Annotated in this window: 12 protein-coding genes; 5 read left to right on the top strand and 7 right to left on the bottom strand. The window is 47.9% G+C overall.

What is annotated here, in order from left to right:
• Positions 1-21: 21 nt before the first annotated feature.
• The 7 genes from FSB84_RS14320 to FSB84_RS14290 form a co-directional block, all read right to left on the bottom strand.
• Complete coding sequence (locus FSB84_RS14320) at positions 22-2,229, bottom strand: HEAT repeat domain-containing protein (protein ID WP_130544273.1); 2,208 nt, start codon at positions 2,227-2,229, stop codon at positions 22-24.
• 15 nt (positions 2,230-2,244) lie between these two features.
• Positions 2,245-3,795, bottom strand: a complete 1,551-nt coding sequence (locus tag FSB84_RS14315) for a DUF6850 family outer membrane beta-barrel protein (RefSeq protein ID WP_130544274.1) — start codon at positions 3,793-3,795, stop codon at positions 2,245-2,247.
• 21 nt (positions 3,796-3,816) lie between these two features.
• Positions 3,817-5,016, bottom strand: coding sequence for a DUF4876 domain-containing protein (locus tag FSB84_RS14310; protein ID WP_130544275.1), 1,200 nt, complete (start codon positions 5,014-5,016; stop codon positions 3,817-3,819).
• Positions 5,017-5,034: 18 nt separating this feature from the next.
• Complete coding sequence (locus FSB84_RS14305) at positions 5,035-8,091, bottom strand: TonB-dependent receptor (protein WP_130544276.1); 3,057 nt, start codon at positions 8,089-8,091, stop codon at positions 5,035-5,037.
• Positions 8,092-8,115: 24 nt separating this feature from the next.
• Positions 8,116-9,180: a FecR family protein gene (locus FSB84_RS14300; RefSeq protein ID WP_158643897.1), complete on the bottom strand. Its 1,065-nt coding sequence runs from the start codon at positions 9,178-9,180 to the stop codon at positions 8,116-8,118.
• An 84-nt stretch (positions 9,181-9,264) separates the two neighbouring features.
• Positions 9,265-9,852 carry an RNA polymerase sigma factor gene (locus FSB84_RS14295; RefSeq protein ID WP_130544278.1) on the bottom strand — a complete coding sequence of 196 codons (588 nt, stop codon included), beginning with the start codon at positions 9,850-9,852 and terminating at the stop codon, positions 9,265-9,267.
• Between the two features lie 142 nt (positions 9,853-9,994).
• Positions 9,995-10,549 carry a dihydrofolate reductase family protein gene (locus FSB84_RS14290; RefSeq protein ID WP_130544279.1) on the bottom strand — a complete coding sequence of 185 codons (555 nt, stop codon included), beginning with the start codon at positions 10,547-10,549 and terminating at the stop codon, positions 9,995-9,997.
• Between the two features lie 189 nt (positions 10,550-10,738).
• Between FSB84_RS14290 and FSB84_RS14285 the strand changes: the two genes are divergently transcribed.
• From FSB84_RS14285 to FSB84_RS14265, 5 genes are all read left to right on the top strand, one after another.
• Positions 10,739-11,164: an SRPBCC family protein gene (locus tag FSB84_RS14285; protein ID WP_130544280.1), complete on the top strand. Its 426-nt coding sequence runs from the start codon at positions 10,739-10,741 to the stop codon at positions 11,162-11,164.
• A 126-nt stretch (positions 11,165-11,290) separates the two neighbouring features.
• Complete coding sequence (locus FSB84_RS14280) at positions 11,291-12,025, top strand: LytR/AlgR family response regulator transcription factor (protein ID WP_130544281.1); 735 nt, start codon at positions 11,291-11,293, stop codon at positions 12,023-12,025.
• A gap of 147 nt (positions 12,026-12,172) precedes the next feature.
• Positions 12,173-12,919, top strand: a complete 747-nt coding sequence (locus FSB84_RS14275) for a PLDc N-terminal domain-containing protein (RefSeq protein WP_130544282.1) — start codon at positions 12,173-12,175, stop codon at positions 12,917-12,919.
• Between the two features lie 37 nt (positions 12,920-12,956).
• Positions 12,957-14,870 (top strand): gamma-glutamyltransferase family protein, encoded by a 1,914-nt coding sequence (locus FSB84_RS14270; RefSeq protein ID WP_130544283.1) that lies wholly within the window; start codon positions 12,957-12,959, stop codon positions 14,868-14,870.
• Between the two features lie 83 nt (positions 14,871-14,953).
• On the top strand, positions 14,954-15,460 hold the full coding sequence (locus FSB84_RS14265; RefSeq protein WP_130544284.1) for a DinB family protein: 507 nt from the start codon (positions 14,954-14,956) through the stop codon (positions 15,458-15,460).
• The last annotated feature ends 231 nt before the right edge of the window (positions 15,461-15,691 follow it).

The raw sequence follows: 15,691 nt of genomic DNA, 5'->3' as shown, positions 1-15,691 counted from the left end.
TTTTGTTCTGTTTTATTTTCATCAGGGCAAAATCCAGGACTGTAAACGACCGATGGTCTGAATGGCTTCCGCCTTCAGTATTTCCGGCGTATCATTGGATGCGCTAAGCTTCCTGCAGGCATCGATGATCAGGCCTTTATTATATGAATTGGAAAACCAGCCAAGCGCTTCGACAATATTTTTTCTCAGTTCTACAGGCTCTGTTGCATCGGCCATTACCGGCAGCAATTGAGGGATCAACTGATGATAGTACATATTGCGCAGTAACCTTACTTTCTGGATCCTCGCCTGTTCTGTTGTATTCTTATTAAGGATACCATTCAGTGTTTCAGCAGCATCGCGTTTGCCGCTGGCAGCCAGTTTCTGCAGCTCTTCATACAGTTCCTGGTTATTGTATTCAAAACTGAAAGCAGCTTTCTTTGCTTCGATCTGTTTGAGCAGTTCGTCGCTGTTAAGAACTGAGAGCGCGCGACTGGCAGTCCAGTTGGTCCTGGCATCATCAGGGAAAGCGATGAGCAGGTCCAGCAGTTGCGGAATGAATTGATCATGTCCGGCTTTGGCGATCCATTCGGCGGATTTGCGGCGGACCAGTTCATAAGGATCATTCAGGGCATCTCCGGCTACAGCCAGGTAGTTAGCGTCACCGGTCAGACTGAGCAGGCGAAGGGCTTCCATTCTCATGTTGCGGCTGGAAGCTGTATCGTATATCTTCCGTAAAACCGGCGCATATTCTTTGGCGTTTGCTTCGAATAATCTTCTCATGGCCACCATTTGCCATACGATATCTTTTTGCGCCAGCTGTTTTTTCCAGTATTCCTTCGATTGTGTAGCTGACAGCATTTTATTGATGGATGCGGATTGCGCATGATCGAAATGGTAAGTAGGATCGCCATTCAGTGATGATTCAAGAGTATTGATGATCCTGCTCCACTGACCTGCCCTGGCGCCTCGCCCCAGGAGGCCGATATGTTCGATAGTCCATTTGTCCTGCAGCACATTGGTGGTATTACCGTGCGTCACCAGCGTTTGTCCATCACCGAAAAGATAAGCTGCGGAGATATTATCAGGATGATGAAAAGAACCGTTATAGCAGGCATTGAAGATTACGATCCTGCTTGCTGGTTTCACATTGGCGAGCTCGCTGCTGTAAATATTTCCGGAAGCTGCAAAAATGGAATCAGCAATTCGGAGCGAATCATTATCGAAAGCGCCTTCAAACCATTCCCGGGGTACTCCGTATTTTTTGATCATGGCCGTTACAGCCTGTTCTGAATCCTGTCCTTTCTGAGCCGCTCTTCGCAATGAACTGCGGAGGTATTGCTGAATGAAGGATACGGAAAAATCCATATCGTCTCCGGAAGGAGGATTATTGATGTATTGTTTTTCGATGTCCCCATGTTCGGTAAAAATGGTGAGATCGAGACCCGGTCGCTGTATCTCGCTGAACAACCTGTATTTCATTTTCTGATCCATAGAAAAATGCAAAGCGCGATAGCCCTTCGCATTCCTGAATACAGGGGGCAATGATTCCTGTAAGGCGTATTGCTCATGCATCCAGGAAGTGATACTTTCCGAGTTGTAAGCCCCGCCGGTAAAAGCCAGCATCTGATCCAGCGGGTTCTTCGTGTTGCGCGCGGCCACGGCCTTATCCAGGAAACGGCTGATCTCCTGCACACGTGTGGCGCCGGAGGCATGGCTCATGATCCTGCCGGAATACAGGTCAGAACGAATGGATTGCAGCGATGACTCATCCAGCTCATAATAGAACCAGAGCGGGTTCTTATCGTCCTGCCCGATGGCCCTGAACTTCAGGTCTACATCATCATAGAAGCGATCACTGGCAACAGAAGATTGTTTACGATCGAATTTGATCTCATCCATTTTGAAGGCAGTAGTCATATGCTGTGCATTGCGGATCATGGCCACGGGCACATTACCGATCAGCACCATGCCTTCAAGACCCGGATAAATTTTTCGGATATCCATCAACGTATTACGAACCTGATCAGGGTCTTTCCATTGAGCGGCCACCGCATACACACCCAGCGCTTCTTTGGATTCCAGCATCTGGCAATACTGCCGGAAAGATGGTGATGCCGCTACTTCTTCATCAGTAATAACGGCGATCACAGCATCAGTTCTCAGGGGCCGGGCAAGCAGCTGCTGTGCAGCAGCCTGCTGAAAGAAAAAGGGTACGGACCCGAGTAAAAGTTTAAATAGATGTTTCATTAAGGTTCAGCGCATTTAATAGGTCATGCCAATGGTAAGGCAGGCGAAATTCCTGGACGCGTTGGGAAGCTGGCTGGCGTTGATGCGCTTCCAGATATTCCCTTCCGCTTTTACAAACAAAGAAGTTTCAGAACCGCGTTTCAGGGGGAAACGGTATTCGGCCGAAAGGCCGGCTTTGAACATATCGGATGAAAGCCATTCCTGGTCCGGGTTAAGCAAACCATTCACCACTATATCGGATTGCAGTCCGGAGGGCACAAAATCGATATAATGCTTGAAGCAATCGCGCAGGGCGACATTGGCGCTCCAGATGAAATTCTTGTTATCAGCAAACACAAGGTTGCGTGTAAATGATAATCTGTATTCATTCGCATCCACGGTATTCCTGGATTTTGGATTATGATAACGGTTATCCATACCTGAATAGATAACAGATGCCTGAATTATCCACTTGAAATCGTCCTGGAACCTGTCTTTGATCCAACGGTAATGGAATGCACCTTCATTGTAAAAAGTAGTGCTGAGAATATCCGAGTTCACGAGTGGCGGCGGCTCTTTGCCTATAGCATCACCATAATGATTATCCCTTCCGTTCCCATCGAAGGTTTTCCAACCCGCTTCCCACTGGTGGGAGAATCCACCGGTGAGCAGGGTGGCATTGAGAGAGCCATGGTATTGCTGTTCCGTAAAATCCCCGTATGTCCTCGGCTGTATGGTACCGTCCTCTGCATCTTCTTTCCTGGTGGAATAACCGGCATCGAAGAGAAGCCGAAAATTCTCTTTTTCCCATTGCAGCTGTACTGATCCACCGAAAGTTTTACCGGAATAATACCGGGTTTCAGAAACGGTTTGGTCGCGGTAATAATATCCCAGTCCTGCAAGCCTGTACCTGTAATGAATATCATCATAATTGCTGGTCTCGAAACTGAGTTTCTCCTTGTAGAAATTGAAATTAGCGCTGAGGCCCAGTTTCAGCGAACCGGAGGCGGCCCAGATCAGCGATGGATTGAGTGTAATATCATTTGAATAGGCAAGTGGGCGGGGATCATTCTGCCTGGCGCCTGTTCCTACTTTGTATCGAATCCCTGCTCCCAGCATCAGCTTACGGCTATCAGTAACCGGAGTAGAGGCTTTCAGCTCCAGATCGTACAATTGTTTTTTCCAGTCGCCTCCCAGCGAATCAGCCACTACGTAGGGATTACGTCTGTAGGGGTCCAGCACATCTGACCAGCTGATGCCATCATCCCATTTTTGATGGAAGGAAAATTTTCCATAGAAGGAAGCATTTTGCAATGATTGGAATCTTTCAGACACAAAATGGAAATCCCTCGCAGTTGTTGGCTGCTGGGGCCTTCTCAGGTCTCCGTCCTCGATTGCGCCACCGATATAGGTTCTGCCGATGGAAGGAACAGGCAGTACGGAAAGCCCGGCAGCATTTTGTGAATGGAGCCAGGGGTTCCGCAATGGCGCTACTTGCAGCTTACCATTGACGGTGCTCAGTGTATCCTGTGCAACTACTGCGGTGCCGCAGAAAAGTGGAAGCAGGTATATAATTCGTTTCAACATAAACTTGGGTTTAAGGGATGGTTACTGGTGTCTTACAACAGGAGGCTTTACCATTTCAAAATCGATGTTGGAGTTATTGAGGTCCTGTAACACTCTGCGGCCATTCTCTATGCGCGCAACACGACGGCGGAGCCCTTCTCCCACGTAAGTACCGGAACAGGATTTGAAACCAGCGTCCAGTGCATCCGGGATCCTTTTGAAACTTCCTGCTGTTGCGTTGGCAAGACAATCCACGGCATCGTATACACTATCGATAGGTACCTGCATGAATTGGGAAACACTTACAGTACCGGGCTCCGTGAACAGTGGCAGGTTAGCCACATCCTTATGTTTGAAGATCACCATCCCCGGCCCGAAAACAGGAGTGAGCCAGTCGAAGCCCACACTACCAAGATAGATGGCTTCGAGATTGGGTACATCAGCATCGAGATCACGGTTATCGGCACGCGGAACATAAGTTTCCCATTGCGCATGACCGGGACCCAGGTTTACAGGCGAGTTTTTGTTGCCCAGCGGGTCATCGATATGATCGATCCCATCCTGCGCAATCACAATGGATTCGCCGGGCTGTATCGGGTGTTGATGGCCGTTACCCGGGATCATCCACACATTCTGGAGGTATACAAACTGCTTGTCAGGTCTGAATCCCCAGGTCCTGGCCGTAGGTGTTTGTCCGGAACTTCCACCGGTGTTGCCGATACAGAGACTATCGGCATAGATCACACGATCTGTATTATTGTAAATCTCATAGAATTGATCGGAGAAATATGCACCGTTGGCAGGTGTTCTTGAACCGGTATAATAGATCTCCTTAAAAACGAGTGGTTGAGGATTGGTGCCATTGAGCGGTATCACTTCTTCGGGTGCGCCTTCCCGTACGATGAACCGGGAAGAACCATTCACAGGGAAACTAACAGCTTCGTCTATCAGTTCCAGGGCTTCTTCTTCGGAGATCATTTTTGTTGCCTGCGCTGTGTATGTGCCACTGATCAGACCAGGTACAGTTACTTTTCCATTCTCATCCGTCAGAACCTCTAATACCTGACCTGTATTGATATTGGTGATAGTGACTGCTACATTACCAGCTTCCCTTTTGGAAAAATGATCAGGATAAGTGGTAGCGATGGAACTGCTCACAGTGGGCAGATCCTTATACGCCTTACGGCATGCACCCACCAATAGCAGTGCTGTTGCGATATATATGAGATGAGTCCTTTTCATGAACTTACTGTTGATAGTTTACAATTTGATGGTGACTTCTGTACCAAAGAACAGATCAGGATTTCTTCTTGAATAATTGGTAGTAAACCGCGTATTGCGCACCAGCGGCTGGTGGCTGAACACATTATTGGCGAAGAAGGCAAAACTGAAATTTGTCCCGATCTCTTTGGAGAGACGGAGATTGAAGAGCCAGATGGGTTTCCATTTTTCCACATTATGATATCCTTCTGCAAAGCTTTCCACCAATTCGGTCCTGGAGGTTGTATTAGGAGCAGTATACAACGCATCGCGTTCAGCTTTATCCAGCAGGTGGAAATTACCGGTGGCTCTGGAGATATAGCCGATGGCAACTGAATCATAGCCGATATTCCTCTCCCGCTCCAGCCAGATGGTCTGAATGGCCAGGGATACCACGAAGTTGAACTCGGGAATATTGTGAATGATACGCAGGGTGGAATTGAATCTTTCATTCTTCTTACCACGTCCTTTATCGAAAACTGCGATACGTTCCGGATCGCGGCCATTATTCTGTTTTTTCATGATGGTATAGTCTGTGGTCACAGACCTGGATTGCATGTAAGCACCATTCAATACAAATTTGGTGCGGATTGCATCAAAACGGCCCATATCCAAATCGAATTCGATCCCCCTGTTGGTATTGGTGATGAAATTCAGCGGCATCATGTAATCAGCAATGAAGTTCACGAAGCTGTCTGTATTCGTATTCACTTCCGGTTTTTGTCCGGGTGTAGTGGAAATGGTCTTGTACAATTCAAGCGGCACTATCTTCACACTGTTGAAAGAATAATCGAAATCATATCCATTGTTGGTTTTCTCATGATAGGCCATCACCGTCAGCCTTTTCTTCTTTCCAAGATTGAGGTCGAATCCAACTTCAGCCTTATTTGTTTTCATCACTCTCAGATCAGGATTCTCTGAATTGAAAACCCTGGTGGTGAGATAAACAAGGGACTCCTCTGGATTGGATGAATACCTGTTGTAATTCACGAGATCGAAATATGCGTTCTGTGGATAGAGATATAGCAATGTGGGCGCTTTGGCCGTGATGCCCCATCCCGCGCGGAGTGTGAGGTCTCGCATCACTTCATAGCTCCAGTTGAAACGTGGTGCGGCCACAGTATTCTTTTTGGTGGTCCAGATACCGGTGGGTTGAATATTATCGAAGCGGATACCTGCCTGGAGTGACATACGTTTTCCCAGTACATTGGCGATCATCATATCTTCTGCAAAGAAGGCGAGCTGGTTCATCACCGGGATATCCTTGTAAGACCTGGGCCTGAAGCCGTTTCCGCCCTGCATGCGCGGAGGTCTGCTGAGATCGTAGGTTTTTCCATTGCCGAAATTGGCATCGGTTTTCCAGTCTGCTCCCATCAGTATGCGATGGTTGATCCAATTGCCGCGGAGTGAAAATGTATTAGTGATCTTAGCGAACACATTGAGCGGTTTTCCATCGATCCAAACCTGCGAGAGATATTCGGAAGGAACGAACTGACCTTCTTTGGTTACATTTTCCATTTCAGTGGAAAGCGGATAGATGGCACCTGTGATGAGTTGCTGCTGAAATCCTTTCTGTTGCGTGTAATTCACCATCACATTGTATTGCAGCTGACGTGCAAACTTTTTTCCGAGCTCCCATTTGCCTTCCGAATTAAACCGGAAATTATAGTCCTGCGCTTTTGTTACAGCCTGTGTTCTTTTATCATCGGGATCCAGTTTTTGTTCATCCAGGTTCATGGAATAAGTGAATCCTGTGTTGGTGGTGAATGGTTTCACCTGGCCGAACTTTTTTGTATACAGCAAACTTCCGGTAAGTCTGTGGTATCCTCTGTATTCGAATCGCTGATCATCGTAGGAGCGTGTATAATCGAGGTCTGCGCGCAGGGCATCTCCATTCTTTCCAATGCCGAAACCTTTGCTGCCGGAGAGTTGTGTAATGCGCGGGTTGATCCTTGCCTTAATAGACAAAGGCTCTTTACCCGCCTTGGTCTTAATGATCACAGCACCGGAAGTGAGGTCGCCATGTTCAACAGAAGGCAGGCCCCTGATCACTTCCACCGATTCGATATTATTGGTGGAGAACTGACGAAGATCCAGGCCGCCGCCGCTGGAAGTGGCGAAGCTGGCATTGGTACCGCCGGTGCTGGTGTTGATCGCCTGCAGGTTGGCGTTATTGGAGATGGGTGCGCCGTTGATCACGATGGAAGTACCGAGGCTGCCCATATTATCAGGTTTTATCTGACGGATAGCAAACTGGTTCGGTCCATTAAGATCGGGATTAGTGGCGATGCCGCCCGGCAGCAACTGCATCACATCGGAGAGGCTCACGGCCTGCAGGTGTTCGATGGCTGTTTTGGAGATGGTGGATGAAGTAGCGCCATGCTTGTTCTCTTTGGCAACCACTGTTACTTCTTTCAGGCCAAGTGCATTGGTGCTGAGCTGAAATACCTGGATACGTTCCATCGCATTTGCCAGGTTGATATCCCTGTCTTCCCCGATCATGCTCAGACCGCTAACGGAAAGGCGTACACGTGCAACAGGAGCATCATTGAAGATATAAGCGCCCTCCTTTCCTGTAACGGTAAACAGGCCATAGGGCGAAAGTTCAATGGTAGCGCCTTCTACGGGTCTATTGGTGCCTCTTTCCCTTACCACTCCCCGCAGCACGGTAACAGCAGTCCCTTTTACAGGCTTTACGGAATCTTCCCGGATGCCCGTTTTAAGGATAATGGTGTTGGGCTGATTGTTAACATTATTATTCTCCGCAGGTTTTTTTGATTTTCTGATCGCATAATAATTATTGCCTACGGGAAGGGAGAACAATCCAACCTGGGATAACAATTCATTGAGCACATCCTGTGCTTTTTTGCTTTTTACATCGCTCCAGTTATAATTGACGCGGAGCCCTTCCACTACTGCCCTTTCAAAAATGAAACGGGTTTTCTTTTCTTTCGTCAACAGGTCCAGGGCTTCTTTCAAAGATTTCTCTGAGGACTGTGCAAAGCCTGCCGTTACCCCGCATAGGAGTACCAGCAGAAAAATTAATTTTCTACGCATGCATAGCTGTTTGATATATTGGGTTTATTCAGCTGTACTAAACACCCAGGTTTGGGCATCTGTCTGCCTCACGCGGATATCGAGGATACCCGAGAGTGCAAACAACAGGTCTTTTTCATGGCAAAGCGGCAATACGCCATCGATCTTCCGGGAAAGGAGTGTGGTATCATCCACTATCACTTTCTTTCCATAGGTCTTTGTAATGAGATCGATAATTTCAGCAACCGATGTGTTATTAAGATTGTACAGTTTATCATGGTCCGGGCCTTGCAGCACCAGGTCTGATTTCTCCTGATTGAGTTGTAATGATGAGCCGTTGATGGTAGCTACTTCTCCTGGCTTCAGCAGCATTTCTTTTGCTGATCCTTTCATACGGAGTTTCACTTTTCCTGATTCGAGTTCTACTTCTGTTTTTCCATTCCTGTTCCAGACATTGAACACGGTGCCGAGCACTTCTATATCCAGCTGGTCATTCACATGCACCAGGAATTTTTCATTATCGTTGATAGCGGCTTCGTTCCTGTTGAGGTGTTTCACTTCAAAATGAGCATCGCCTTTCAGCCAGACCTCGCGTGTTTTTTTCCTGTTCCATCTTTCATTATACCTGATATTGGAATTGGCTCCCAGCATCACTTTGGAGGAGTCCGGCAGACTGATCAGGCGGAAGGCTCCATGGTTGTCTGTTGTTTCCGAAACCTGAGCGTTACCTGCATGCTGTGCATGGTGCAGCCAGATCACGAGTGCGGCCACTCCCAGCATCAGCAATACTACTGCGGCTACAGCAGGCCAGCGGATAAGTTTTGCGGAGGAATTGACCGGCTGCAGTTTTTCAGCCTTCATTTCTTCCCGGACGGCTTTCCAGACCAGCCGCTCACCTTCCGGGTCCTGCAACAATTTTTTGGGACGCAGTTCACGAAGCAGGCCTGCCGCTTCTTCCATTACGGATCGCAGTTCAGGATAGCGTTGTTGTACCTTTATCCAGTGTGCATGCAGTTCCACGGTATCACCTGTTTCACTGACCCAGTCCTGAAATGCGGGATCCGCCATGAATTCGGCCACACCCCAGTTTGCATATTGCTGTTCAGACATACTCATAAAAGTTCCGGAATAAGGTCCTCTAATAGAAATACAGTGATGGGACGATGATTATCCCAAAAATTTAAAAAATATTTTTTAGTAGCAGAGCCAATAGCAGATCATGAAGAAAATGGGGGTGCTTTCACGCAGTCTTTCGAGAGCGCGGTAGATGAGCTTGTAGGTGCCGCCTACCTGCATTTCCATGATACCGGCTATTTCTTCGTAGGAGAGATTACTGAAGAAGCGGAGCTGGATGGCTTCTTTCTGACGCGGTGTAAGGGTGCTCAGCATTTCCTGCAGCTTTTGTGCATTATGATGAGCTGTTTCCAGCCGGATGATCTTTTCTTCGCGTGAATCCTGCACGAGGTGGATCTCATCTTCATCAACCGACAATTCTTTCCGGTATTTTTCCTGCAGGGAAAAGAGATGGTTCCTGAATGCTTTGAAGAGATATTGTTTCACATGCGGGGTGGCTGAAAGTCCGGCACGGTTAGTCCATAATTTCACAAAAAGTTGCTGAATGGCTTCCCTGGTAAGACTTTGATCGTTTGTTACACGGTAACCGTAGTTGAACAAAACAGGGTAATAGCGCCGATAGAGCTGCTCAAAAGCCTGCTCATTTCCCTGGAGGAAAAGTTCCCAACGAGTGGCGTCAGCCAATGTATCCGTTAATTCCTGGTTCATTTCTTCCTGCAATTTTACCAAGTTCAGGAGCCGGTTTCAGTAGCAATCGGGAAAAATAGTTGTGCGTTAGGGAAAGGTTTATGAAAGCGGCTGGTTGGTATAAATATATAAAAATTATCCAGTGGATACAGGGAAGATTTATTCAGGCAGGTATATAATCCAATACAACCAGGCCATTCTTTTTGATGGAACTGTTTACTAGTTTGAGATTGAGCTTGCTTTTAATGCCATGAAACATGGGTGTGCCTTTTCCCAGCGCCACGGGATTGATCATTATCTGCCAGGCATCAATCAGCCCGAGATCTGTGAAATGTGTTACGATACTGCCGCTGCCAAGAATGGTGAGGTCTTTTCCCGGGGTGGCTTTCAGTTCCCGGATCACTTTGCCTATATCACCACCAATGATCCGGCTATTATTCCAGTTTGCATCTTTGAGGGTATTGGAGAAAACGATCTTCTCTGCCCTGTTCATGCCTGCAGCCACTTCAGGCATTTGTTCCATTGCCATGGGTGTGGGCCAGAAACCAGCCATCATCTGCCAGGTCTTCCTTCCGAAAAGCAAAATATTATCGGCCTGCAATCCTGTTTTTGCATGATCGGTTTCTTCCGTATCATGAATGTTCCAGCTTATATCGCCGCCGGGACCTTCACAGAAACCATTGACTGTGGTGAAATTGAAAACCGAGAGTTTACGCATTGTAAAAAGATTTGAATTTTTATCAGGACAATACAGCAGCCCGGTGCATGGACAATAAAAATACCCAATAATAACGGCCTTCGGCACACTTGTCGCAAATACGCCTCATGAAAGTCGCGATCACACTCGGCCGGTTCGGCAAAGGCGCACTAAGTTTGTGTCATAATCAAAAACAATAAAACAACAAATATGGAAACGATCAATCAAAATGCCATCACAGTACAGGCAACTATCAACGGCAGCATAGAAAAAGCATGGAAGCAATTCAATGATCCAAAAGCGATCGTAGAATGGGCCACTGGTCACCCCGACTGGCATACGCCCAGCTCCGAGAACGATCTGCGCGTTGGCGGCAAATTCAAAACAAGAATGGAAGCCAAAGACGGCAGTATGGGTTTTGACTTTGAAGGAACATATACTACCGTTGAAGAAAACAAACTCATCGAATACACCATGGCAGATGGCAGAAAAGTGAAAGTAAGTTTCGAGACTTCCGGCAATGGCGTTCTGGTTACAGAAACATTCGATCCCGAAAACATGAATTCAGAAGAAATGCAACGCGCAGGCTGGCAGGGTATCCTGGACAATTTCAAAGCCTACGTGGAATCACATTGATATATCCGGCCGTATTTTGAAATGGGGCTTCACCGCAGGGTGCAGGCCCCTTTTCATTGGTTAGCATGATTATGCTATTGGCGCCGGCCCGCCAAAAACTACTTTTGTGGTGTCAACATACTTACTATGAAAGTTGTCATCATCGAAGAAGAAGTAAATATTGCCAGCCGTCTGCGTGAAGACATGCTGCAATCGAAAGAACGCCCGGAAAGCATCGATCATTTCACTGATTTTTTCGAGTTCGTTCGCTACCTGAAAGTAAACAGTGAGCCCGACCTGTTGCTGGTTGATATTCTCCAGCTCAACAACCGCGCCATGCGTTATCTGCAGGAAGGACATCTCAGCAGTCCGCTTCTTTTCACCAATTCCTTCAAGCATACCAGCCTGCGCAAATTTGAGCAACAGGATGCATTACCGGCTAAACTGCAGCATGTGCAGCTTGCCAAAAGCATCCTGAATCTGAACGAGCCGGAAACGCAGCCTGAAACAAGCCATCGTTCTTACGGACCAGGCAAACAATTCCAAAGCAGGTTCCTTGTGAGAACAAGGGAGAAACTGATCTCCGTGCGGGCAGAAGAGATCGCTATCTTCTTTGCAGAAGGCAGGCTCAACTTCATCAAAACGAAAGACAACAAGAAATATATCCTCCAGCATTCCATCGAAACGCTCAATCAGAGTTTGCTCGATCCGCAGAAATTCTTCCGCGTGAACCGGGCTACCATTGTGGCTTTCGATGATATCCGCGAAATGTACTCCTATTTTGGAGGCAGAGTAAAACTGGTGCTGAACACACCATTCGAGAAAGAGATCATCGTGAGCCGGGATAAGGTAGGAGAATTCAAACGCTGGCTGGGTGAATAAGATATTTTTGGACCAGGGTCGGTTTCAGGTTCCCGCTTCTTTTGGAGCGGGATTGTTTTTATGGTAGGTCATACACCCGCCGGTAGACGAACAACAGCCACACCCTGCACATTTGCAAAAAGCGAAAAAACTTTCTTTCTTTGCGGCATGTTTTTCGAAGACAATTATTATTACTACATCGTGATCGGGCTACAGGCCATTTGCGTGGTGCATGCCCTCAGGAGGAACCTGCACCAGAAATGGATCTGGCTGATCGTTTTCCTGCCGGTGATCGGTTCACTGATTTACATTTTTACAGAAATGTTCAACCGCCGTCATGTACAGAATGTACAGACGAATTTATCCAGCGTGCTGAATCCCGGCGGACAGATCTCCAAACTTGAAGATCGTCTGCGCTTCTCCGATACTTTCAATAATCGAATCGCCCTGGCCGATGCCTACCTGGCCAATAAACAAACTGATAAGGCCGTGAAGCTCTATGAAGACAGCCTTACCGGTGCGTTCACGGAGAACGAACATGTGCGCGGTCAATTGTCGCTTGCGTATTTTGCCCTCAACCGTTTTGAAGATGTGGTGAGCATGGCTTCCCAAATTGTTCATCTTCCTCAATTCGCCAAATCGCGTGTGCATGTCATCTATGCCTTGAGCCTGGCTTATTGTGGTGAAGAAGAAAAAGCGGAGAATGAATTCAAAAAGATGAACGGACAGTTCGCCAATTACGAAGCCCGATACAATTATGGCATCTTCCTGGAAAAAGCTGAAAGGAAAGAAGAAGCCATTCAACAGTTCAACCAGATCCTGCAAGAATCCACCCATCTGAGCAACCGGGAGAAAGCAAGTTACCGGGAATGGTTCCAGCTGAGCCGGGACGCCCTCAAGAAATTGACCGCCTGACCACAAGTCGGGCGTTTTTTTTGGTATCTTAACCATCATGAAACATCTGCTATTGACCGGCTGCCTGCTGGCAGCTGTACTGACTGTTGCTGCGCAACAGACACAGAAGCCTCCGCTTCATGGCAAGCATTGGATGGCCATCACCGGCAAACCACTGGCCGCCACTGCCGGCAGTATGATCTTTCAAAAAGGCGGCAATGCCATCGATGCGGCCTGCGCTATGCTGGCCGCCACCTGCACCATGTGGGATGTACTCAGCTGGGGTGGCGAAACGCAGGCCCTCATCTATAATCCCAAAACAAAAAAAGTGATCGGCATCAATGCGCTGGGTGTAGCTCCAACAGGCGCTACTGCTGCGCATTTCAAATCGCAGGGACTGGATTTTCCACCTGAGTTCGGGCCACAGGCTGCCGTTACTCCCGGAACACCTGCAGGCCTCTGTCATATGCTGGCTGAATACGGCACCATGAGCCTGAAGCAAATACTGGCGCCCGCCATGGAACTGGCAGCAGGTTATCCCATCGAAGCGCAAACTGCCAATAGTATTGAACGCGGTAAAGCACGCATCAAAGAATGGCCTTATTCCAAAGCAGTCTTTCTTACTCATCCCGGAGAAAAAAGGGAAGCGCCCGAAGCCGGCGAGATCTTCGTACAGAAAGACCTGCTGGAAACACTTAAAAAAATGGTGCAGGCAGAAGAAGAAGCACTCAAACAAAAGAAGAGTCGCAAAGAAGCCATCTACGCCGCTGCCACAAGATTTTACAAAGGTGATATCGCAAAAGAATTTGTGCGGGGATGCCAGGAGCAGGGTGGATTAATAACGATGCAGGACCTTGCCAATTATAAGATCTACGAAGAAGAACCGATGCACACCAATTATAAAGGCATCGATGTATACAAGCTCTCACAATGGACGCAAGGGCCGATGATGCTGCAGGCGCTGAATATCCTGGAAAATTTCGATCTGAAAAAGATGGGATACAATTCAGCGGAATATATCCACACCGTATACCAGGCCATGAACCTCAGTTTTGCCGATCGTGATTTCTATTATGGTGATCCGTATTTCCCACCTGAAGAGCCCATGAAGGGATTGCTGTCGAAAGCATATGCACGTCAGCGTGCTGGCCTGATCAGCGCCGATAAGAACGATGCGATGGCCGGCCCCGGCGATCCCTACCCTTTTGAAGGCAAATCGAATCCTTACCTTGAGCTGCTCAAAAAAAGAGGACTGCTCATCGATACCACCAAACGTTCCAATCCGCAGTTCATGCCATCGCATGATGTAAGGAACAGTTCTGCGTATATACATAATAGTGAGCTGGAAGACTCCCTGTACCACGACCGACTCTGGCGTGGCACCACCAGCGTTGAAGCAGCCGATGAAAGCGGATGGGTAGTGAGCATCACGCCCAGCGGAGGCTGGATCCCTGCCTGCATTGCCGGGAAAACCGGTGTTGGCATGAGCCAGCGTATGCAAAGTTTTGTGACCAATCCGGAACTCAATCCATTCAATGTGGTGGAACCCGGCAAACGGCCACGGGTAACGCTCACGCCTTCACTGGCACTGAAAAATGGAAAACCATACTTGTCTTTTGCCGTACAGGGTGGCGATACGCAGGATCAAAATCTATTACAGTTCTTTTTGAATATGGTGGAATTCGGGATGACTGTTCAGCAGGCTACCGAAGCAGCCAATATCAACAGCAATCAGCTCTGGCTGTCGTTAGGTGGAACAAAGGAAAAAGACAGACAACCACGTGCGGGACATCTGCTCCTGAAGAACACCACACCGGAACCCGTACGCAACGTGCTGAAGCAAATGGGCTATACGCTCAGCTTCGACGACAGAACAAGTGGACCGATCAACGCCATCTGGTTCGACTGGGAACATGGCAGTTTCTGGGGAGGCAGTTCCAATCATGGAGAAGACTATGGGATAGGCTGGTAAAAATATTTTTAGTTTCCCGGAAGGCTGCTGACATAAGGCTGTCACTCTGCGCTGGTAGGTTTGTATCATTAAAACAAACAACTATGTACCACGCAAAGACCCTCCTTACAGAACTGAATAACGAAGCAGCAACCACCCGTAAATTCCTGGCGCTGGTGCCTGAAGACAAATATGACTGGAAGCCGCATCCCAAGAGCATGTCTCTGAAACAACTGGCCTCGCATGTGGCGGAGTTACCCGGCTGGACGCATATGGCTTTGACCACCAGTGAACTTGATTTTGAAAACAACCCTTATACTTACCCCACCGTAGGCAATACACGGGACCTGCTGAATTTTTTCGACGGGCAACTGGAAAAAGGAAGGACTGAACTGGAGAAAGCATCGGATGCGGATCTTCTTCCTGTCTGGACGCTTCGCAGCGGCGCCAATATTTACAGCGCCGAATCGAAAGGAGAAGTGATCCGCATGAGCCTTAACCAAACTACCCATCACCGCGCACAGTTAGGCGTATACCTGCGCCTGCTGGATATTCCCATCCCCGGCAGTTACGGACCCAGTGCAGATGAAATGGAAGGATTCCAATTTTGATAATGAGTCCGGAGCCGGTTTTGTGATGGCACGATTTTTTAGATGGATCATGTTAATTTCATCATAAAATAGCACTGTTATGCAAAACTGGCTTCGTACTTTACTGGCAGGAGCCGCAGCCTGGAAATGGGGCGGGGGCTGCGTTGGAACGATTTTACTCTTTATCTTTTTCTACTGGCTGCTCGGCCATTGTTAAGACCGTTTTAATGTGACTACCCTATATTGCGGCCC

The sequence above is a fragment of the Pseudobacter ginsenosidimutans genome, assembly GCF_007970185.1.
GTDB classification, from domain to species: Bacteria; Bacteroidota; Bacteroidia; order Chitinophagales; family Chitinophagaceae; genus Pseudobacter; species Pseudobacter ginsenosidimutans.
Note: the sequence above shows the minus strand (reverse complement) of the source record. Positions and strands in the feature narration are given on the sequence as shown.